Below are 21,694 nucleotides of genomic sequence, written 5' to 3'. Positions count from 1 at the left end.
GTCGACCTCAGCCCAGAGGTGTGTTTGCGCCGGTCCACAGCCATGTAAGCGCAGACGCTCCTACGGCGATTACCGGCACCCCACCGATGATCAACGTAGCGGTCCGTTCGGATAGGCGTGAAGAGACGATCCGGGACGAGCGGGGCAGCCAGGCCACGATGGCCAACGGCGCCAACGGCGCGGCGTAACGGGCCATCTGGAGGCCGATGTGTGCGTAGTCCATCCGGTCGGTGAAATAGATGTAACTGGCGGCGTACAAAGCCACCAGGAAGCTCCCCACGCCCAAGATCATCAGGACCCGCCGAACCCCCCGGAGCCGCGCTAGGTCGCCGCCGTCGAGCCGGAGGACGGCAAGGGCGGCCACGACGAGCAGGGCCCACGGAACGACCCGCGGGAGATCGGCCTCCCAGAAGCCGAGTTGGCGGAACCATCCCTGTACATAGAACCGGTATTCGGTCAGCCAGGTGTCCACCGTGGTCCAGAGGAAGCCGGGGAGGTCACCCAGGAGCCGGTCCCACTGCACCCCGGGCTGGTAATCGATCTCCTGGATCATGGTCGTCGTCACGGCTTGGTAATTCTCAGACGAATTGGATGCCGTGGTGGCCAGGCCCACCAGGAGGCCGCCCCCTGCCACCAGGGCGGCCCGGGTTCTGGCCGGGCTCCGTTCAAGCAAGGCCGATGCCGGGAAGAGTGCGAGGGCCAGGAAGTAAGGGGGCTTGGTCAGGGCCAGGAGGAGGAATGCTCCGACCAGAGCTGACATTTTGACCTCGTCGCCCGTCTCGACCCGCGTCCACAGGGAGATCACGAGGAGCACGGCGGCAATCGTCAACCCGTCCGGAGAGACCGAGGAGGCCAGAGCCAGGTTGAGGGGAACTAGAGCCGAGGCGGCCAAGGACCAGCGGAACGCCGATGCCCCCCGAACAGCCACCACGGCGATGCCGAGGTAAGCGGCCAGGGAGGCCAGGCGGCTGGCCCACAGGACCACCAGCCCGGGAGCGTCGAGGGCCACCGGTACCAAGGCCCCGGCGGCAGCAGGTAAGTAGGCCACCGGGGTGGAGGCCGTGGTGGGGCGGGTATCGACGAAGGTTGTCCGACCGTCCGGCCTGTGGTCGAGCAAGGCGCGTATCGACGTCGGGGACCACGGCGGTCGCCCTTCCTGGTGGTCCAGGATGATCTGGTCGGTGGCTTCCCGGTGGGCGGTGGGGATACGAGAGCCGATGCCCTCGGTCGAGCGGGTGGGTTCCAGGTTTCCCTGCGCCATGTCGACCACACGGGCGAAGTGTGTGAACTCGTCATAGGCCGTCCAGGCGGGCGCCAGAAGGGCGATCACGAGGCCGAGGGGTATCCCGACCACCATCAGTAGGCGCTGTGGGGTCACCGGATCAGGGTACTGCCGTCCAATCCACCGGTCAGGGAAGCCCCATCGAGTGGCCCCGAACGGGCGGCAGGTAGGTTCGCCGGATGCCCGGTCCCGATGTCCTACTCGTCCACGGGTTTGGAACCTCCTTCGAGGCCACATGGCGCAATAACGGCTGGGTCGACCTGCTCGGAGAGGCAGGCCGAACAGTGGTTGGGGTGGACCTCCTGGGTCACGGAACGGCCGATAAGCCCGTTAACCCAGACGCCTATCGGGACCTCGAGGACCACATCCTGGACGAACTGGGACATGATCCGGTCGACGCCATCGGCTTTTCGGCAGGAGCGATGGCCGTCCTCTGGTTGGCTGCCCACCACCCCCACCGGTTTCACCGGATCGTGTTGGCCGGCGTGGGGCGCAACCTCTTCGAGCGTGATGTGGAGAGGGGGCGGGCAGTAGTGGAGGCGGTCCAGACCGGGACGGCCACAGACCCCGAGATGCGCTATTTCGCCGATCTTCCCGATGTCGCGGGAGCAGACCGCGAGGCACTGTCGGCATTTCTGCAGCGGCCCGACCGGCGGTCCTTCACCCCGGAGGTTCTCGCCGGCGTGTCGCTCCCTGTCCGGGTGGTTATCGGAGGACGGGACTTTGCCGGTCCTGCCGACCAACTGGTGGAGGGCCTGCCGGAGGCAGACTTGGTCGTCTTGCCGGGCGTGGACCACTTTGCCACGCCAAAGGACTTTGGCTTCATAGACGCAGCGTTGGAGTTCCTTGACGCCCAACCGTTCTAGGTGCGAAATGGCGTACTTTCCGCAGGGTTTCAGTTCCTGCCATTTCCGTGCTGGTTAGGCCAGGCAAGTTCAGGCTGTTTGCCGTTTCCCGTGCGTCTCCAACCGGTGCCGTCGTGGCGGCGCACCACCCGGCCAGGTACGCCAACCACAACCGAGTAGTCGGGGATCTCGCCGCGGACCACTGAGTTCGCTCCTACAACGACGTGGATGCCGATTCGCGCCCCCGGGAGAATCACTGCGCCGGACCCGATCCAGCTTCCCGATCCGATTGTCACCGGCTCTTCCGTGGGGGTCTGCACCCCGATTGGGAGGTTCAGGTCCTCGTATCCGTGGTTTTGGTCGGTGATGTAGACGTTCATGCCGGTATACACGTCATCACCGATATCGACAGCCCGGTGCCCGACGATCGCCGTACCCCGTCCGATGAGACAACGATCACCGATACGAACTACCGACTCGGTGTCCATCTCCACAGCCGTAGCCATCCCGGCTGACAGGGTTACGTGAGGGGCGATCAGGGTGTCGCAGCCGATCCAGATCCATTGTTCGCCGAACATCGAGCCGGTCGGCCATCCGAGATGGGTGCCGTCGCCGAACCGGCCGAAGTTTCGAGCCGGGCGGTCGTTGGGACCCACCGCGGCGACCCGGCTGGCTGCGGCCGCCGTCCGGCGAACTACTGCTCCGGCCGCCGATAGTGCTGTTTCCCTAAGCCTCGGCACGCTCCGAAACCTACTCACTCACCAAGCGGGTTGGGGCTGCTCGAAGAAACGGACCGTGGTCTGGCCGGATCCTGCTCAGCGATCGCGACGGATGGCAACCACGTGGGTTTTTGGTCTCACCGCGATCTCAGCGAAGGGGGACCGCAGTGGGTGCGATAGGTGCTGGCAGGTGGGTGCTACCACAGAGCATTTGGTCCACTGCCGCCGCACACGACCGACCCTCAGCAATGGCCCATACGATCAGCGATTGTCCTCGGCCCATATCACCGCAGACGTACACCCCGTCCACCGAGGTTTGGTACTCCCCATCCCGGGTGACGTTCCCACGGGCGTCCAGGTCGACGTTGAGCCCGTCGATGAGCTCGTTGCGCTCCGGTCCGGTGAAGCCCATCGCTAGGAGGACCAGGTCTGCGGCGAACTCCTGCTCGGTGCCCTCGATCGGCTCGAACGACATATGGCCCTCGGTGAACACCTGCTCTACCCGGTGGGTGCGTAGAGCGCTGACCCGGCCGTTCAGACCAACAAATTCTGAGGTGTTTATGGCGTACTCACGTTCGCCGCCCTCCTCGTGAGCCGACGACACCCGGTAGATCATCGGCCAGGTCGGCCACGGGTTGGCGTCGGGCCGCTCGTCAGGGGGTCTAGGCATGATTTCGAACTGGTGGACTACCCGGGCTCCCTGGCGCAGGGCGGTGCCCAGACAGTCGGCGCCGGTGTCGCCACCTCCGATGATGACCACGTCCATGCCCGCGGCATCCACCGGAGCGGCGTCTAAATCGCCCTCCTGGACGCGGTTGGAATCGGGGAGGTACTCCATGGCTTGGAGGATTCCGTCCAGTTCTCGTCCGGGAATCGGGAGGTCGCGCCACTGGGTGGCTCCGCAGGCCAGCACCACGGCGTCGAAGTCGTCCCGGAGTTGGTCCACGGGTAGGTCCACGCCGACCGTGGTGTTAGTCCGGAACTCTGTTCCTTCGGCCTCCATCTGGGCCAGACGGCGGTCCAAGTGCCGTTTTTCCATCTTGAACTCGGGAATCCCGTATCGCATCAGACCGCCGATCCGGTCGGCTCTTTCGAACACCACCACGCTGTGCCCAGCCCTGGTGAGCTGCTGGGCGGCAGCCAACCCGGCGGGTCCCGAGCCCACCACGGCCACCCGCCGGCCGGTGTTTTCGGCTGGGACTAGTGGGACGATCCACCCCTCCTCCCATGCCCGATCGACAATGCTGACCTCGATTTGCTTGATGGTGACCGGGGGTTCGTTGATTCCCAGCACGCAGGATCCCTCGCAGGGGGCCGGACAGAGCCTCCCGGTGAACTCAGGAAAGTTATTGGTGGCGTGCAGACGCTCAATGGCGTCCCGCCAGTGGCCGCGGTAGGTCAGGTCGTTCCAGTCCGGGATGAGGTTCCCCAGTGGGCAGCCGTCGTTGCAGAACGGGATGCCACAGTCCATACACCGGCTGGCCTGCGCCCGGAGGCTCTCCTCACTGAAGGGCTCGTAGACCTCTTTCCAGTCCCGGAGGCGGACCGGTACCGATCGACGGTCCGGGAGTTGCCGGTCGTGTTTCAGAAATCCTCGTGCGTCGCCCATGATTGCTCCTAGCCGCGCGTGGAGGCCATGATTGCCTCCACCTCATCTCGGCCGGTCTCGCGGGCGGCGGCAGCCGCCTCTAGGACTCGCTTGTAGTCGGTGGGCATCACCTTTACGAAGCGGTCTATTTGGTGGTCCCAAGAGGCCAGCAGCCGCTCAGCCACTGTCGAGCCTGTTTCAACGTGGTGTCGGACCAGGAGGTTCTGAAGCCAACGACGATCCTCGACATCCGGTTCCTCCAGCAAGACCATCTCTGGGTTGACCCGGTCAGAGAACGAGCTCTCCGAGTCGAAGACGAAGGCGACCCCGCCGGACATGCCGGCAGCGAAGTTCCTACCGGTAGGGCCCAGGATCACGGCTCGGCCACCGGTCATGTACTCGCAGCCATGATCGCCGATACCTTCCACCACTGCCACGGCACCGGAGTTTCGGACGCAGAACCGCTCCCCGACCCGCCCCCGGATGAAGGCCTCGCCCGAAGTCGCCCCGTAGAGAATTACGTTTCCGGCGATGATCTGCTCCTCAGCCAGGAACTGGGCATCGGCTGGCGGTCGGATAGTGATACGGCCTCCGGAGAGGCCCTTGCCGACGTAGTCGTTCGCGTCACCGGTGAGACGCAAGGTGATTCCTCGAGGCACGAACGTCCCGAAACTGTTTCCCGCCGATCCGTGGAGATCTACCTGGATCGTGTCGTCGGGTAGACCTTCTCCCCCGTGTCGACGGGTCAACTCATAGCCCAACATGGTGCCAACCGAGCGATCCACATTGGATACCGGTGTGGCAATACGGACTGGCGTCCCGTCTTCCAGAGCTCCGATTGCCTCATCGATCAGGTGTCGGTCTAGGACTTGGTCCAGGCCGTGGTTCTGGCCGCAGGTGTTGCGACGATCGGCATTACCTATGTCGGGCACGTGGAGGATGGGAGACAGGTCCAGGCCAGCGGCCTTCCAGTGGTCAATGGCATGGTGGGCGTCGAGCACCTCAGCACGGCCGATCGCTTCGGCCACCGTTCGAAAGCCCAGTTGGGCGAGGATTTCCCGAACTTCTTCGGCGATGTACTCGAAGAAGTTCACGACGAACTCGGGTCGGCCGGTGAACTTCTTTCGTAGCTCTGGGTTCTGAGTAGCCACCCCCACTGGGCATGTGTCGAGATGGCAAACCCGCATCATCACGCAGCCTGAGACCACGAGGGGTGCCGTGGCGAACCCAAACTCGTCCCCACCCAGTAGAGCGGCGATCATCACGTCGCGTCCGGTCTTCAACTGGCCGTCAACCTGAACCACGATGCGGTCCCTCAGCCCGTTTAGGAGCAGTGTCTGCTGGGTCTCTGCAAGGCCCAACTCCCAGGGTGCCCCGGCGTGCTTTATGGAGGAGAGGGGTGAGGCGCCGGTGCCGCCGTCGTGACCCGAGATCAGGACAACGTCGGCGTGGGCCTTAGAGACACCGGCGGCCACTGTGCCTACCCCGACTTCGGCCACCAGCTTGACGTGGACCCGGCTGACCGGGTTCGAGTTCTTGAGGTCGTAGATGAGCTGGGCCAAGTCCTCAATCGAGTAGATGTCATGATGGGGCGGCGGCGAGATGAGTCCCACGCCCGGTGTGGAGTGGCGAGTCTTGGCGATCCAGGGGTAAACCTTGTGGCCCGGCAGTTGTCCTCCTTCGCCCGGCTTGGCCCCTTGAGCCATCTTGATCTGGAGGTCGTCGCTGTTGACCAGGTACTCGCTGGTCACGCCGAAGCGCCCAGAGGCCACCTGCTTAACGGCCGAGCGGCGGAGATCGCCGTTCGGTTCGGGTGTGAACCGGTCGGGGTCCTCGCCTCCCTCCCCTGTGTTGGACCTACCTCCGATCCGGTTCATGGCGATGGCCAGCGTCTCGTGGGCCTCGGCGCTGATCGACCCGTAGGACATAGCTCCAGTGGAGAACCGCTTCACAATCTCGGAGACCGGTTCCACCTCGTCTAGTGGAACCGGCGTCCTTACCCCCTCACGGAATGTGAAGAGGCCGCGGAGGGTGGCTAGTCGCTTCGACTGCTCGTTGATCAGGTCGGTGTACTGCTTGAAGACGTCGTACCGCCCCTCCCGGGTGGCGTGCTGAAGTCGGAACACGGTTTCCGGGTTGAACAGGTGGTACTCGCCCTCGCGACGCCACTGGTACTCGCCGCCGGCCTCCAGTGTGCGGTGGGCGCGCTCTTCCGGGTTGGCGGGGAAGGCGAGGGCGTGGCGTGACGCCACCTCCCGGGCCAGGACGTCGAGGCCGACGCCGCCCAGTCTGCTCACCGTGCCGGTGAAGCAGGCATCCACGACATCGGCCCCTAGGCCGATGGCTTCGAAGATCTGAGCTCCGGTGTAGGAGGCCACTGTCGAGATGCCCATCTTGGACATGATCTTCAATAGGCCTTGGTCGAAAGCCCGCACCAGGTTGGCCCGGGACTTCTCTGGGTTCATCGTCGTGGGAAGACCGTGGCGCCCGTCTCGCACCATGTCATCTACCGAGGCGAAGGTCAGATAGGGACAGACAGCGGATGCGCCGTATCCGAGCAGCAGGGCCACATGGTGGACCTCGCGGACATCACCGCTCTCAACGAGGAGGCCGACTCTGGTCCGGGTCTTCTCGCGGATTAGGTGGTGGTGTACGGCTCCGGTGGCAAGGAGGGATGGAACCGGGGCCAGGGTCGGGCTGGTCCCGCGGTCGCTTATGACTAGCAGGGTGACCCCGTCCTTGATAGCCGCAGATGCTTCGGCCCGTAGCCGGTCCAGGGCGCCGGCCAGGCCTTCGCTACCGCGGCTCACCTCGTAGAGGCCGTCGAGTACCCGCGACGTGAAGCCATCGGGGCCGCCAGGTCCATCGATTCCGATCAGGGCGGCCATCTGATCTTCGGTTAGGACGGGATGAGGCAGGTGGACTTGGCGACAGCTCTCGGGGCGGGGATCTAGCAGGTTGCCCTCGGCCCCCACTGTGGTGCATACCGCCGTGATCAGTTCTTCCCGGATGGCGTCTAGCGGCGGGTTGGTCACCTGGGCAAAGAGCTGTTGGAAGTAGTCGTAGAGGGGTCGTGACTGATCGGACAGCACGGCCACCGGCGTGTCCGTGCCCATCGAGCCGACGGCGCCTTTGGCGTCCCGTGCCATAGGGGCCACCAACAGTTTCAGGGCCTCGTGGGTGTACCCAAAGGTCTGCTGGCGTTGGACGATTGTCCCCTCGTCCAGGGTTGTCCGTTCTCTGGGAGGAAGGTCGTCCAGGTGGACCAGATTCCGTTCTAGCCATTGGCGGTAGGGTCGGGCGGAGGCCAACCCGGCCTTGATTTCGTCATCGCGAATGATTCGACCTTCGTTAGTGTCGATCAGGAACATCCGGCCGGGTTGCAGGCGTCCCTTTTCGACCACCTCGTTGGTTGGCACGTCGACGACGCCGACCTCGCTGGCCATGACCACCAGGTCCTCGGAGGTCACCCAGTAGCGGCTAGGTCTCAAGCCGTTGCGGTCAAGGACGGCTCCTATAACCGTGCCATCGGTGAAGGCGATAGACGCCGGGCCGTCCCACGGCTCCATCAGGGAGGCGTGATACTGGTAGAAGGCTCGTCGGTCATCGGACATCTCGGCGTGGTTCTCCCACGGTTCCGGGATCATCATTAGGACCGCCTCGGGTAGCGAATAGCCGCCCATAGTCAGCAGTTCCAGAGCCTCGTCAAAACCTGCGGAATCGCTGGCTCCCGGTGTGCAAATCGGGAACAGCCTGTCGAGGTCGCCGTCCAGCACCTGGGTGGCCATCAACGCCTCCCGGGCCCGCATCCAGTTTCTGTTCCCCTGCACGGTGTTGATCTCACCGTTGTGCGCGATGAAGCGGTAGGGATGGGCCAACGGCCACGACGGGAAGGTATTGGTCGAAAAGCGGGAGTGGACAAGAGCCAGAGCACTCACCACGCGTTCGTCGGTCAGGTCGGCGAAGAACTCGGAGAGCTGCAGAGTGGTGAGCATCCCCTTGTAGACAATGGTCCGGGCCGAGAGCGATGGGAAGTAGACACCGCAGTCCTGTCCGTTCTCGTCAGTCACCGCCACTTCGTGCTCGGACCGCTTCCGGACCACATACGCGATTCGGTCCAGGTCTAACCCGGCTGGTCGACCTACGGGCCCCTCCGGAGCGGCCAGAAACACCTGGCGGAATGTCGGCTCAGTGGAGCGGGCGGCGTCGCCGATCATCGAGTCGTCGACGGGCAGGTCTCGCCAACCGAGAACCTCCAGGCCTTCCTCGACGGCGATCCGGTTGACCGCAGTAGTCGCCAGGTCGGCCGAGCCGGCCCCCTGGGGAAGGAAGGCGATTCCAGTGGCGTACTGGCCCGCCTCCGGGAGCTCAAATGGCACCACCTGGCGGTAGAAGTCGTCAGGAACCTGGATAAGTAGGCCGGCTCCGTCCCCGGTGTTGGTCTCAGCCCCGAGGGCTCCCCGGTGCTGCATCTTGCATAGGGCGCCGATTCCCAACTGAACGATCCGGTGCGTCGCCACGCCGTGCAGGTGACAGACAAAGTTGACGCCGCACGAGTCGTGCTCCATGCGGGGGTCGTAGAGACCCTGAGCAGGCGGCAGGTTCCGGCGCACAGCCGGCTCGACGGGCTCGGAATAGGCGGACCTTTTCGGGATGGTGGTCTCCTGGGTTTGGGACCGGTAAGGGTCCACTATCTGGAGATCGCCCGAAACGCCGTTGGTCGGAGCGACTTTCATGAGATGCCACCCTGGGGCGGGCGTCTCAACTCGGCTGTCGACGGTCCATGATAGAGGCATGTCCCATCAGGACCCCTCGTCTGCTGTCGACCTGTGCCGGTTTATTGACAGCTCGCCTAGTCCGTACCACGCGGTCGACGAGGCCGCTCGACGCCTGAGTGAGGCCGGTTTCGTAGAAATCGGCCAGGACGACGATTCTCCCGAACCGGGCCGCCACCTGGTGCGTTCCGGGGGCGCCCTAGTGGCCTGGGTGGATCAGGGTCGGGCTGATGACGCCCCTGTACGAATCGTCGGTGCCCACACTGACAGCCCGAACCTCCGGTTAAAGCCCGTTCCTGACCGTGATGCTGCCGGATGCCGCCAACTGGGGGTGGAGGTCTACGGGGGTGTCCTCCTGAACTCCTGGTTGGACCGAGATCTCGGGATTTCGGGTCGCCTGGCGGTCCGGGACGGCGACGACGCACTACAGGTCCTAGTACGCGATGACCGCCCCCTCGCCCGGATACCGCAACTGGCCATCCACCTAGACCGAGGCGTCAACGAGAAGGGACTGGTGCTGAACCCCCAAGACCACCTCTCCCCCATCATCGGGACCGGTGGGTCGACAGCAGATAGCTTCGCTGCTCTGATGGCCTCGGCGGCCGGAGTTCCAGAGGACGCCGTGTTGGGGTGGGATGTGATGTTCCATGACCTTTCCCCGTCGGTGCTGGCCGGCACCAATCGTGACTTGGTTAGTGCACCGCGTATCGACAATCTCCTCTCCTGCCATGCCGGCACTCAGGCCCTGGCGGCGACCGCTGAAGCTGACGGTCCGGTCCCAGTCCTGGCTCTGTTCGACCATGAGGAAGTAGGCAGTGTGTCGAGCAGCGGGGCCGCAGGTCCGCTGCTGCTTCGAACGCTTCGGCGATTCGTGGCCCTGGAGTCCCGACGGATGTCCGGGTCGCTGATCCTCTCCGTCGACGGGGCCCACGCCACACATCCCAACTACGTCGATCGGCACGACCCCGAGCATCCCGTCCACCTGAATAGTGGTCCCGTCTTGAAGTTCAACGCCGCGGAGCGTTACGCCACGGACGCCGAGGGAGCCGGGGTGGTGCGCCTGGCCGCAGAGCGGGCCGGGGTCCCCCTGCAGTCCTTTGTCAGCCGGGGAGATTTTCCCTGTGGTACCACTATTGGTCCGGTCACAGCGGCCGCGACGGGAATCCGGACCGTCGACCTGGGGGTTGCCCAACTGGCCATGCATAGCGCCCGGGAAACCTGCGGCAGTGCCGACCCGGGCCACTTGCAGGCCCTGCTGGTGGAGCTGTTGTCCGGCTAGTGGCCGGGGCGTCTCGTCGGCCGGGCCACTCCCCGGGCTGACCGGTAGGGCGCCACCAGCATCAACAGCATGGGGAAGATCTCCAAGCGTCCGACCAGCATCAGGAGGGCTAGCACCAAGCGAGCCGGAGTGGAGAAGCCGTCCACAAAGGAGGCAGTGGGGCCAGCGTCTCCCAGAACGGGTCCCATGTTGCCCAGGGATCCGATCACCCCACTGACCGCCGTAACCAGGTCCGTGCCCAGGGCGGCCACCAGTACTGTTCCCCCGACCACCAACATGCCGTACACGACCATGAAACCAGCGACGCGCTCCACCAGGGAATCCGGAAGGGTCGCCGTGCCCTGACGGACTGGGAGCAGGGCCCGCGGGCGGCGGAAACTGTGCAGGGTGCGGGCGGCATGGGCCATGCCGACCCGGAGTCTCATGATCTTCACCCCACCGGCGGTGGACCCGGTACACCCTCCAAAGACAAGGAGGAACAGGAGCACCATCTGGGGGCCGGCCGCCCAGCGGACCCAGTCTCCGTCGCTGCCCGCCCCGGTGGCGTTGCCGAAGCCACCGCTGGTGCCCAGGGTGACCACGTTGAATAGTCCGACGCGCAAGGCACGTGCGGGAGCCATGCCGTCGAAGGCCAGGAGTGTTGACACGACAAGTGTGCAGATGGCCAGAACGCTCAGGAATCCGCGAAACTCGTGGTCACCGAAATGAGTGATCCGCTTCCGGCTCCACGAACGGCTGTGGAGCGTGAAGCTGGCCGCGGCGAGGATCAGGGCCACGATTAGAACAGACTCCACGGCCACGCTGTCCCAGTATCCGATCGATGCGTCCCGGGTCGAAAAGCCCCCGGTCGAGGCGGTGGTGAGGGCGTGGGCCACGGCATCGAACGGGCCCATGCCGGCCACCAGGAAGCCGACGGCGACGAGCACGGTGAGTCCCAGATAGAGACGCCAGAAGCGAATCGCCGTGTCCCGCACCCGCGGGGCCAGCCGGTCCACTCCCATGCCGGGCGCCTCGGCGTCGATCAGGCCGAGACCGCTGGCTCGCAGGGACGGCAGCACGGTTACCACAAGGACCACAATGCCCATGCCCCCGGCCCATTGCGTGAGCTGTCGGTAGAGCAGGATCCCGGCACCCTGGTCGGCGATCCGATTGTGCCCACCGAACACCGTCGCGCCGGTAGCCGTATACCCGGAGATCGACTCGAACAAGGCGTCGGCGACCACAACTGTCCACGGTCGACCGGCGACAGCGAACGTTCCGGCCAGAAGATAGGGAAGCACCCCGACCATCGAAGCAGCCACCCAGGTGCCCCCCACCGCTGTGAAGACGGTGGCGTGGTCCAGAGCGCCGGGCCGAGTCGTCCACCACAGGCCTGCCCCGAGAAAGGCCGTAATTGCCGTCGCCCCAAGCAGGGCCAATCCGGCCGAGCCTGCCACCAGTCCAACGATGGCCGAGACAAACATTCCCGCCGACATGAACAGCAGGGCCAGGCCGGTCACGTGACCGGTGGTACTCGACCACCGGTCCTCCAGGGGAAATGGGATGGTCATAGCGTCCGCCCCCGATAGGACCGAATCCTGCGAGCCAGTCGAATTCGGTTACGGCATACCGACGCTCCGGTACTCAGGGCCACCAGGGCCGGATAGATCGAGAGCCGACCAATGACCATGGCCGGGAGTAGGGCCAGACGGGCGGGCGCTGGCCAGGCCGATGGGTCGAGGACTGTTCCGTCCAATGCTCGAACCGGTCCGGCGGTCGAAACCGCGTGGACGGCGGCGCCGAGGGCGGGAACAAGGTCAAGCCCGAGGACGGCCACCGTAAGTGCTGTCACGAACAGCACGCTGACCGACAGGAACTGGGTAATTACCACCCGCGCGAGGGTGTCCTCAGCGGCCACCCGGCCACCGAGGCGAACCCGGACCACGGCCCGAGGGTGGATTTGGCGGACCATCTCACGGAGGGCGACCTGGAGGAGGGCCCGATGGCGCAGGATCTGGAAGCCGCCGCCGGCCGATCCGGTCATGGGTCCGATGGAGACCAGTCCCAGTAGGAGGACGGGAGCAGCGGCTGACCACGTTCCGGCCGGTGCCGACGGGAAGCCGGTGGTCGTCACCGCTGCAGTCACTGTGAATGCAGCGTGGCGGACGCCCTCCGGTCCCGCCCCGTCAGTCCACATGAGAAAGAGCACCGTTCCGATAACCAGCAGACCTAGGTAGACCCGTAGTTCTGCGGACCGCCATAGCCCCCGGGCCCGGCCGACAGCGAGGCGCCAGAGAACGACCAGGCTGGTCCCAGCGAGCACCATGCCTCCTACTGCTACCCACTGAGCAGCAGGTCGGGCGAACGGGTCGCCGTCCACGATCCCTCCGGTGGACACCGTGGCCATGGCCACCAGGAGGGCGTCGAAGATTGATAGGCCGGCAACCGCGTAGGCCAGCCAGGTCGCCACGGAGGCTGTGCCGTACACGATCAGGATGTTGCGTAGGGCTGTCCGTTGGGTGGGGGTCATGGGTCGACGCCCCCGTATCCGTGACCGGTCAGCGAACTCACGTCCTGCCCCAAAGAACGGGAGGATGGCCACGCCTACGAACAGGGCTCCGAGGCCTCCGGCCCACTGGGTGGTTGCCCGGAGGAAGCGCAGACCATGGTCGCTGCCGGCCGGCTCGATTGCCCCAAGGGCGGTTGTGGTCAGGCCGGCGGTGGCCTCAGCCAGCGCATCAACAACCGAAGTGGTGCTTCCAACAAGCAGGTGGAGACCAGCCAGCAGGCCTACGAGTAGTGGGAGGGCGACAGCGACCCCCGACAGGACGTGGGAGTCCCGGACGCGGTCTGGCGGACGGATCAGCACCAATAACCAAGCGGCAGCCAGACCCGACAGGGTTCCGGCAAGGAGGAAGACGGTGGTGTCGTCGCCCGCGCCGAGTAGGTCCACCAGTCCCGACGAGATCGCCAGGAGGCTCAGGCCACCCAGAGCGGCTGCGACAGCCTGTGCACCGGCGGAAGTCCACGAGGCCCAAGGGGGGCCGGTCCCGGCCGCCGATCGTCGGCGGGCCGGGGCGGTGAAGATCATCCGACCAGCCGGATCACTCGAACAGCGACGACAGGACCGGTGCCTGGCTGGGCCGGGTTACGGCGATCACGTGGTCCCGGGCCCGTAGGGTGCTTCGGCCACGAGCGATCTGGGGCTTCCCGTCTCGGACGATGGCAGCGATGAGGACGTCCTCGTGGAGGCCCAGGTCGGCGATGGACTTCCCGTCGCAGCCGCACCCGTCGGCGACCGCCAACTCCAGTACCTCGGCGTCTCCGTGAAGCGAGGTAGCTACGGCGGCCACCGTTTCGCCCTCGCCACGTACGAATCGGAGCACACTGTTGGCCGAAGCTGTCCGGGGACTGAGGGTGGCGTCCACCTGGTGTGACTCCAGAAGGCCTAGAAGCCCGAGGCTGTGGACCACAGCAATGGTTTCTGGACCTCCCTCGTCGCGAGGCGACCGCCGCCGGCGCCCAGCATCCTTGGCGTACAGGCAGGCCAGAACGTTGGCGTCGTCCGCTCCGGTCAGGCCAATGACTACGTCTTGGCCGGCCACGTCGGCTTCGTCCAGCATCTCGGCATTGGCGATATCGCCCCCGAACACAAGGGCCCGGCCAGCGAACATCTCGGAGAGCTCCTCGGCTCGTTCCTCGCGTATTTCAATGATGGCCACATCAAGGCCCCGTTCGATCAGTTGCTCGGCCAGCATCTGGCCGGTTCTCCCGCCACCCAGCAGAAGTGCCCTGGTCGGCATATCGCGGGCCAAACCCATGCGGGTTGTGACGTCGCGGAGGGCGCGTCGCTTGCAGATCACGGTCAGTAGATCGGCCTCACGCAGGATCCAGTCGCCGCGGGGGATGATCGTGTCCTCGTCTACGTCCTCATGTTCCCGCCGGGTGATCGATCCCACGATGAAATCCCAGTCCGGTTCTAGCTCGGCTCCCAGGGCATGGAGGGACTGACCGACCAGCGGCGCGTGGCCGGGAAGACGGGCGCTAAGGACCACGACCTCACCACCGGCCATCTGCTTGAGTTCGAGTGCACCCGGGTACTCCATGAGCCGCAGGACGGCCCCGGCAACTTCCTCGTCCGGATCTATCACCAGGTGGTCATCCGCTCCGTCGAACAGGGCGTCTACCTCTGCGTGTCGCAGGCTCCGGGACTCGACCCGGACCACCGTCTTGGCCACCCCGGCTCGGCGAGCAAGCAGGGCGCTCAAGATGTTGGTCTCGTCGCTTCGGGTAACGGCTACCAGGAGGTGCGTGTCTTCGATTCCCGCGGCCTGGAGGACGTCCATGTCGGTTCCGCTGCCCGGGACGGTCAGGAAGTCAGACTGCTCCCGAACCTCAAGAAAGCGCTCGGGGGCCTTCTCAATGAGGGCCACCTCATGGCCCTGCCCATTCAGGCGTTCAGCTACGTAGGTGCCGGTCTCGCCGGCACCCACCACGATGATGCGCACAGCACCAATCCTTCCTTATGGACGAGCGGCGCGGGTGGCATGCCCCTTCTCCGACGGACCCAACCGACGGGAGCCCGCTCACCTCCCGGGGCGAACCAGGCCGATCTCGGTCACCACGAGATCTAGGGGTACGTCCCATGATCGGGCCTCCAGTCGGGGAACCACTTGGAAGGCATGGCATAGGCCGATCAGGAGCGGTCGAGCCGGATCCGCTCTTCGGTCACGCGCGAATGTGCGGTCGTAGAAGCCGGCACCGTGACCGACGCGGTTGCCCATCTCGTCGGCGGCAACTACGGGGATCAGGACCAGGTCCAGGTCGTCGGTCGCTACCTCCCGGCCATCCCCTGGCTGGCGGATCCCAAAGGGGCCGTCGAGCAACGGTCCTGTAGGAACGACGAATCGTAGAGGCTCTCCCGGCGTGGTCACTGGAAGCGCCACGTCGAGACCTTCGTCGTCGCAGAGGGCCGACGGGTCCACCTCGCTCCGGACACCCAGGTAGGCGCCGATGGTCTGGGCTTCTCGGACCTCGGGCAAGCCTCGAAGGCGTTCCACCACCACGGCAGACGATCGGGCGACCACGTCGGCGGCTAAGGCCCGCCGACGGGCCAGCATCTCGCCCCGGACGTCATCGACAGATGCCGAGGTCGGTTCCACGACCCGCATTGTGGCCCATTCGCACCGCCCCCGCCTCCCCGATCGGTGACTCCATTCCTTGGAAGAGGTCGGTCCCGGGCATTGGACTCACTAGAGTCCCTGCGTCCCTTCGCGATCCGCCGCAACCGGCGGGTATCGGGGCCAGTTCCGACCACCGGTTGGTCGGGTGGAACTTCCCAACGCCCTACACACCCTTGGAGACACTCCCTTGGACGCCATTCCCTATCTGGCGGGCGCGTCGGCCCTCATGGGCCTACTACTCGCCTATTTCTTCTACACCAACGTAAAGGCCGCCTCTCCGGGCGACGAGCGCATGGTCTTCCTCATGACCGAGATACAGAAGGGCGCCCGGGCCTTCCTTAAGAAGGAGTACAGCTGGGTTTCGGTATTTGTGGTGGTGATGGCCGTACTCATCGCTGCCCTGATCGCACCGGCAGCCGCCGTGACCTACGTGATCGGTGCCTTCCTGTCTGGCCTTGCCGGATACGTGGGTATGACGGTGGCGACCATGGCCAATGCCCGCACAACGGAGGCAGCCAAGGACGGTCCCGGCCGCGCTCTCCCGATCGCCTTCCGGGGCGGCGCAGTTATGGGCTTCACGGTTGCTGGTTTGGCCCTCCTAGGTCTCATGTTCGTGTATGTGCTCTTCGTGTTGATCCTCGAGGTCGACGACGCCTTCGAGGTCGTGACCGCCTACGGACTGGGCGCATCGTCAATCGCCCTGTTCTCCCGAGTAGGGGGCGGCATCTACACGAAGGCAGCCGACGTGGGCGCCGACCTGGTGGGCAAGGTTGAAGCGGGCATCCCGGAAGATGATCCCCGGAACCCAGCCACAATTGCCGACAACGTGGGCGACAACGTGGGCGACGTGGCCGGCATGGGCGCCGATCTGTTCGAGAGCTACGCAGGGTCGATCATCGCCCCGATCTCACTGGTGGCTTTCGCGCTTGGCCTAGGTGCCGAGCAGGCCAGTGCCACCACCAACATTTCCCTGCTCGCATTCCCCATGGCCATCGCCCTGGTGGGCATGGTGGCCTCCATTCTGGGTTCCTTCTTGGTCAAGGGCGGGAGCTCTACCGACACCAAGGCGCTGTCAAAAGCCCTCCACATGGGAACCAACGTGGCCATGGCCTTGACCGCTGTTGGCACAGTGGGCGTTGCCTACTGGCTATTCGGCGACAACGACGCCTTTGACTCCCCGATGGGCCTAGCAATCGCAGTGATCGGGGGCCTCGTCGTGGGCTGGGCACTAGGCAAGACGGCTGAGTTCTACACCTCAGACCACTTCGGCCCGGTGAAGAAGATCGCCAAACAGACGGAGACCGGACCTGCCACCACAATCCTGGGCGGCATATCGGCCGGGATGGTCTCGGTCGCCACTTCCGTAGCCCTACTGGGTATTGGCGTGGGCGTCGCCTATTGGGGCGGTGAGGTGGCCTTCGACTCCATCGGTGCCCTGGACGGCGGGATATACGGAATCGCCGTGGCCGCCATAGGAATGCTGGCCACTACAGGGGTGGTTGTGTCAGTCGACGCCTACGGCCCGATCGCCGACAACGCTGGCGGAATCGCCGAGATGGCCGATCTCGACCCGAGTGTCCGCGAGGTCACCGACGCCTTGGATTCCCTTGGCAACACCACCGCCGCCGTAGCCAAGGGCTTCGCCGTGGGCTCAGCTGCCCTCACTGCCCTGGCCCTATTCAAGAGCTTCGAATTCGCGGTCAGCCAGGCGGGTGGCTCGTTGTCCCTCGACGTTGGCGACGTGACCGTCTTCATCGGCCTGTTCCTCGGTGCCATGCTGCCCTTCCTTTTCGCCGCTCTGACCATCGACGCCGTGGGCCGGGCCGCCCACGACATGATCGAAGAGGTCCGTCGCCAGTTCAGGGAGATCCCTGGCCTGAGAGAGGGCCAGCCGGGAGTACACCCGGACTCGGCGCGCTGCGTGGCCATTTCCACCACGGCATCGCTCAAGGAGATGGTGCTCCCCGGATCGCTGGCTGTGGTCATTCCCTTGGTTATGGGCTTCATCAGTATCAATGCCCTGGGTGGCTTCCTAGCCGGCGCGTTGGTCTCTGGCTTCTGTTTAGCCATCTTCATGGCCAACGCCGGCGGTGCGTGGGATAACGCCAAGAAGTACATCGAAAGCGGTCACCACGGCGGCAAGGGCTCGGAAAGCCACAAGGCGGCCGTTGTTGGCGACACGGTGGGCGACCCGTTCAAGGACACCTCCGGCCCCGCTATGAACATCCTCATCAAGGTGATGACGATCGTGTCCCTAGTGTTCGCATCGGCTTTTGTCGGCTAAACCAACATCGAGGCGTCCGAAAGGAGCCTTTCGGGGCTCTTTTTGACGCTGTTGGATCAATCGGGCTAGCCCGGGAGGACGATCATCGGGTCCTTAGCCTCGCCACCGGTTCGGACCTCGAAGTGGAGGTGTGGGCCGGTCGACCATCCGGTGGATCCGCACTTCCCGAGCACCTCGCCTTTGTCGATCACGTAGCCGCTGGAGACGTGTAGCTCCTCCTGGTGGGCGTACAAGGTGACTACCGGGCCCTCGTGCTCGATTAGGACGATGTTGCCGTAGCCGTTCTTCCAGCCCGCGAAGATGACCTTCCCCGCCTTGGCCGCCCAGATGGGCTGACCCCTGACACATCCGATGTCCACCCCGTTGTGCTGGCGCTTGGTCCCGAAGATGGGGTGGATCCGAGGTCCGAAACCTGATCCGATCTTTCCCTCCATGGGCATGATGAAGCCTTGGCCGGATTCTTTGGTCAGGTCGGGCGCCGACTTGCGGAGTTCCTCGGCAATCAGGTTCTCGATGAGAATAGCCATGACGTACTGGTCGCGTTCGAACTGCCGGATCTCTTCCTCATAGGCCCGAATCCGCTCCTCCAACTCGCCCTTCACGTTCTCCTTGGCGGCGATCCGGCGGTCTAGGACCAAAATTGATGACTCCAACTCCCGTTGGCGCGCATCGGCCTCGCGGATGGCGTCGTCGGCCGAGAAGGCAATGTCCTCCAGGTCCGACTCGAGGGCGCGGAGCCGATCGACCATGTCGCCCCGGTCGCCGGTCACCGCGTCCAGTATGGCGGCCCGCCGGACGCCCTCAGTGAGGTCCCGAGATTCAAGCAGGCTGCCCGGCCGCATGCGGGAGATATAGACATCAATGGCCAGCTCCTGGATCCGGAGCCGAAGCTCGGCCACCTCGGCCTCCACCTGGTCCGCCTGGACCCACCGCAGAGTGGCCTCGGCTTCGGCTGCCTCGATGGCCTGCCGGGCGGCGGCAATTTTCGCCTCTTGGAGGGCCACTGCGTCGTCCAAGGCATGCAGAGCGTCGGCCACCACGTCGTCGGCGGCCGCCACGACCTCCAGGGCCTCTGCTGCGGTCGCTGCGCTGTCCTTGGCCGCCTCCCTCTTGTCCCGGGCGTCACGGATGGACTCGGTTTCTTTGATTGCTTCGGCTGGGAGGGCCAGGACAACCAGTAGGGCTCCAGAGAGCACCAGGAGCCGACGGAGACGGGGAACGGGTGGGTGGTGGTGCATGGCAAACGTGCCCGTGGGTGGGCAGGCGCAGGGTACCCGTGAGATCCGGTGTGGTGCCGTACCCGTCGGATCGTTACGTCCCGGGATCGGGTGGTAGACCCGGGGTGGACCGCTGCCGTTCCGGAGGACGGATGCCCCCCATAAACCGACCACTACAGGGCCTCCGGGTCATCGACCTCTGCCACGGCCGGGGCGACCTTTGCGGTCGACTGCTGGGTGACCTTGGAGCTGACGTGCTTCTCGTCGAACCACCGACCGGATCGACCAGTCGACACCTGCCACCGTTCGGTACCGACGGGACGTCGCTGTACTTCGCCTACCGCAACACGAATAAGCGCAGTGCGGTCTTGGACCTGAGCGACCAGGTAGACCGAGACCGTCTGCTGTCCTTAACCGCACGTGCAGACGTGGTGGTGGAGTCATCTCCGCCTGGTCACCTGGCCAGCCTGGGGATTGGCGCCGAGGACCTGGCCGCCACCAACTCTGAGCTCGTGGTCGCATCGCTCACCGATTTTGGCCAGACCGGCCCCTACCGAGACATGGAGTCCACCGATGACGTGATCCTTGGCCTGTCCGGCTGGTTGGCTCTCTCGGGTATACCGGAGAAGCCTCCCCTGCTGCCCCCGTGCACCCTGGCCAGTGACACCCTGGGGATCCTGGGCGTACACGCCATCCTGGTGGCCCTCGTGCAACGTAGCCGTGGCGGAGGTGGCCAGCACCTTGACGTGTCTGCCCTGGAGGCCATGGCCCAGATGAACACCTGGGGAGTGCCCCTCGCCAGCCACCGTCGACACCTCGGGGCTGGTATGTCAACCCTCCGGCAGGGGGACAGCCTGATGTACCCCACGGTGCCGTGCGCCGACGGGGCCGTTCGGCAGGTGGTCCTTTCACCCGGCCAGTGGCGGGCCATGTGGGAGTGGATGGATCAGCCGGAGGAGTTCGCCGGCGAATACTGGGAGTCCTTCGCTAACCGCCTATCCCACCTTCTGCAGATCAATGAGGCGTTCGCCAAACATTGGTCGGACTGGACGATGGTGGAGGGATGCCGGGAGGCCCAACGGCGCGGCATCGTGGCGACGCCCATGTTGAGTCCGGCCGACATACTGATCGACGAGCATTTCGCCTCGCGCGGCACCTTCTGGGATGTCGACGTCTCCTCCACTACCCGGGCCCCCGTGGTGTCCGGGCTCTGGGAATTTGACGGGGAGCGGGTTGGCTACCGGTTCCGCTCTCCGGACCCGGGTGAGCACACGCCCGAGTTTCAGGATCCGCCCTTCGAACTCCCCGCTCTGGTCGACGGCTCCGGCAGTCGGCCGCTGGAGGGTCTCCGGGTAGCCGACTTTGGACACGGCGGTGTCGGCGTGGAGTGCGGTCGCATGCTGGCCGACTTTGGAGCCGACGTCGTCAAGGTGGAGAGCCGGTCTTATCCCGACTTCCTACGGATATTCATGGGCGGTGAGGTAACGCCATCGTTCGCCTCCTGCAGTCGTAACAAGCGCTGCCTCGGCCTCGACCTGAAACATCCCGATGCCCGGGAGGTCGTGGAGCGCCTGGTTGCGTGGGCCGACGTCCTGATTGAGAACAACTCCACAGGAACTATGGACCGGTTGGGGATCGGATGGCAGGACGTCCGACGACTCAATCCGAAGGCCGTGCTGGTCTCCAGCCAACTAATGGGTTCTCGGGGAATCCAGGCCGCTTGGACGGGCTACGGGCCCACCATCCAGACGGCAGGCGGACTCAGTTGGCTCTGGGCGTTCGACGACGGCGACGGCCCGCCGGGCAACAACGCGGTCCACCCGGACCACCTAGCCGGCCGTCTGTGCGCCATCGGGGCTCTAGCCACCCTGATCGGCATGCGACGGGGATCACTTCCGGCCCACGTGGAGGTCGCACAGGTCGAGTCCATGGTGGCCACTCTTGGCGACGCCCTCCTGGCCGAGGCGCTGGAACCTGGGGCAGCACGACCGGAAGGCAACGACTCCCCCATTGGTGCCCCGTGGGGCGTGTTCCCATGCGCCGGCGAGGACCGGTGGTGCGTGGTCTGCGTCCGCCATGACGACGACTGGGCCGCATTACGGGAGGCCATGGACAATCCGGAGTGGGCCGCGAGCCCCGACCTAGCCACCACCGACGGTCGCCTGGCACAGCGGGATCGGGTGAATAGCGGACTGGCCGCATGGACGAGGACTTTCGGATCGTCTGAGGTACAGGACCGTTGTCAATCTGTCGGCGTGCCCGCTGGTCGAGTAACGAATCCGTTTGACCAACTCGAGGACCACCATCTGATGGAGCGGGGTTTCTTGGTGGAGATCGACCAGACCGGTCTGGGCCCAATGGTCCTAGAGGGGACGTGTATACGAGGTTCCGCCATGCCGGAGCCCCCCTGCGGGCCGGCACCACTCATCGGGGAGCACAGTTGGTCCTTCTGCGTCCAAGACTTGCAGATGGAACCGGACCGGGTGACTGCCCTTCTGGCCTCAGGTGCCCTGGAACAGGTGACCACCGATGACGGCTGACCG

At 65.2% G+C, this 21,694-nt stretch carries 13 protein-coding genes; 4 read left to right on the top strand and 9 right to left on the bottom strand.

The window, feature by feature from the left end; translation table 11 throughout:
* Window positions 1–7 precede the first annotated feature (7 nt).
* The gene (locus tag MK181_03735) at window positions 8–1,378 is read right to left on the bottom strand and encodes a DUF2142 domain-containing protein (protein MCH2418907.1); all 1,371 of its coding nucleotides are present in this window, start codon (window positions 1,376–1,378) and stop codon (window positions 8–10) included.
* A gap of 83 nt (window positions 1,379–1,461) precedes the next feature.
* Between MK181_03735 and MK181_03730 the strand changes: the two genes are divergently transcribed.
* Window positions 1,462–2,148 (top strand): alpha/beta hydrolase, encoded by a 687-nt coding sequence (locus tag MK181_03730; protein ID MCH2418906.1) that lies wholly within the window; start codon window positions 1,462–1,464, stop codon window positions 2,146–2,148.
* A gap of 29 nt (window positions 2,149–2,177) precedes the next feature.
* Here the strand turns inward: MK181_03730 and MK181_03725 are convergent, their stop codons facing one another.
* The 3 genes from MK181_03725 to gltB form a co-directional block, all read right to left on the bottom strand.
* On the bottom strand, window positions 2,178–2,867 hold the full coding sequence (locus MK181_03725; GenBank protein MCH2418905.1) for an acyltransferase: 690 nt from the start codon (window positions 2,865–2,867) through the stop codon (window positions 2,178–2,180).
* A 127-nt stretch (window positions 2,868–2,994) separates the two neighbouring features.
* Window positions 2,995–4,455, bottom strand: coding sequence for a glutamate synthase subunit beta (locus tag MK181_03720; GenBank protein ID MCH2418904.1), 1,461 nt, complete (start codon window positions 4,453–4,455; stop codon window positions 2,995–2,997).
* A gap of 8 nt (window positions 4,456–4,463) precedes the next feature.
* Window positions 4,464–9,170: a glutamate synthase large subunit gene (gene gltB, locus MK181_03715; protein ID MCH2418903.1), complete on the bottom strand. Its 4,707-nt coding sequence runs from the start codon at window positions 9,168–9,170 to the stop codon at window positions 4,464–4,466.
* A gap of 58 nt (window positions 9,171–9,228) precedes the next feature.
* On the opposite strand from gltB, the gene MK181_03710 reads away from it, so the two are divergent.
* Entirely contained in the window at window positions 9,229–10,488 is a 1,260-nt protein-coding gene (locus tag MK181_03710) for a M18 family aminopeptidase (GenBank protein ID MCH2418902.1), read from the top strand.
* Here MK181_03710 and MK181_03705 read toward each other — a convergent pair.
* From MK181_03705 to MK181_03690, 4 genes are all read right to left on the bottom strand, one after another.
* Window positions 10,485–12,038, bottom strand: a complete 1,554-nt coding sequence (locus tag MK181_03705; protein MCH2418901.1) for a TrkH family potassium uptake protein — start codon at window positions 12,036–12,038, stop codon at window positions 10,485–10,487. The two genes, MK181_03710 and MK181_03705, sit on opposite strands and share 4 nt — an antisense overlap.
* Window positions 12,035–13,558 carry a hypothetical protein gene (locus tag MK181_03700; GenBank protein ID MCH2418900.1) on the bottom strand — a complete coding sequence of 508 codons (1,524 nt, stop codon included), beginning with the start codon at window positions 13,556–13,558 and terminating at the stop codon, window positions 12,035–12,037. The genes MK181_03705 and MK181_03700 overlap by 4 nt, the downstream gene beginning before the upstream one ends.
* A gap of 13 nt (window positions 13,559–13,571) precedes the next feature.
* The gene (gene trkA, locus MK181_03695; protein ID MCH2418899.1) at window positions 13,572–14,975 is read right to left on the bottom strand and encodes a Trk system potassium transporter TrkA; all 1,404 of its coding nucleotides are present in this window, start codon (window positions 14,973–14,975) and stop codon (window positions 13,572–13,574) included.
* Between the two features lie 78 nt (window positions 14,976–15,053).
* A complete protein-coding gene (locus MK181_03690) occupies window positions 15,054–15,629 on the bottom strand; it encodes a 5-formyltetrahydrofolate cyclo-ligase (GenBank protein ID MCH2418898.1) in 576 nt (191 codons plus the stop codon).
* A gap of 166 nt (window positions 15,630–15,795) precedes the next feature.
* On the opposite strand from MK181_03690, the gene MK181_03685 reads away from it, so the two are divergent.
* Entirely contained in the window at window positions 15,796–17,934 is a 2,139-nt protein-coding gene (locus MK181_03685) for a sodium-translocating pyrophosphatase (GenBank protein MCH2418897.1), read from the top strand.
* Window positions 17,935–17,999: 65 nt separating this feature from the next.
* On the opposite strand, the gene MK181_03680 is transcribed toward MK181_03685, so the two are convergent.
* On the bottom strand, window positions 18,000–19,172 hold the full coding sequence (locus MK181_03680) for a peptidoglycan DD-metalloendopeptidase family protein (GenBank protein MCH2418896.1): 1,173 nt from the start codon (window positions 19,170–19,172) through the stop codon (window positions 18,000–18,002).
* A 131-nt stretch (window positions 19,173–19,303) separates the two neighbouring features.
* Between MK181_03680 and MK181_03675 the strand changes: the two genes are divergently transcribed.
* Entirely contained in the window at window positions 19,304–21,691 is a 2,388-nt protein-coding gene (locus MK181_03675; protein ID MCH2418895.1) for a CoA transferase, read from the top strand.
* Window positions 21,692–21,694: the final 3 nt, after the last annotated feature.

The sequence above is a fragment of the Acidimicrobiales bacterium genome (assembly GCA_022452035.1).
In the GTDB taxonomy this organism is placed as follows: Bacteria; Actinomycetota; Acidimicrobiia; order Acidimicrobiales; family MedAcidi-G1; genus UBA9410.
This window is presented reverse-complemented; position numbering and strand designations above follow the sequence as displayed.

Excerpts from the sequence above, each read along its gene's own strand:
- MK181_03705 (MCH2418901.1), bottom strand. The coding sequence starts at position 12,038 with ATGACCATCCCATTTCCCCTGGAGGACCGGTGGTCGAGTACCACCGGT.
- MK181_03710 (MCH2418902.1), top strand. The coding sequence starts at position 9,229 with ATGTCCCATCAGGACCCCTCGTCTGCTGTCGACCTGTGCCGGTTTATT.
- gltB (MCH2418903.1), bottom strand. The coding sequence starts at position 9,170 with ATGAAAGTCGCTCCGACCAACGGCGTTTCGGGCGATCTCCAGATAGTG.
- MK181_03720 (MCH2418904.1), bottom strand. The coding sequence starts at position 4,455 with ATGGGCGACGCACGAGGATTTCTGAAACACGACCGGCAACTCCCGGAC.
- MK181_03675 (MCH2418895.1), top strand. The coding sequence starts at position 19,304 with ATGCCCCCCATAAACCGACCACTACAGGGCCTCCGGGTCATCGACCTC.
- MK181_03680 (MCH2418896.1), bottom strand. The coding sequence starts at position 19,172 with ATGCACCACCACCCACCCGTTCCCCGTCTCCGTCGGCTCCTGGTGCTC.
- MK181_03730 (MCH2418906.1), top strand. The coding sequence starts at position 1,462 with ATGCCCGGTCCCGATGTCCTACTCGTCCACGGGTTTGGAACCTCCTTC.
- MK181_03700 (MCH2418900.1), bottom strand. The coding sequence starts at position 13,558 with ATGATCTTCACCGCCCCGGCCCGCCGACGATCGGCGGCCGGGACCGGC.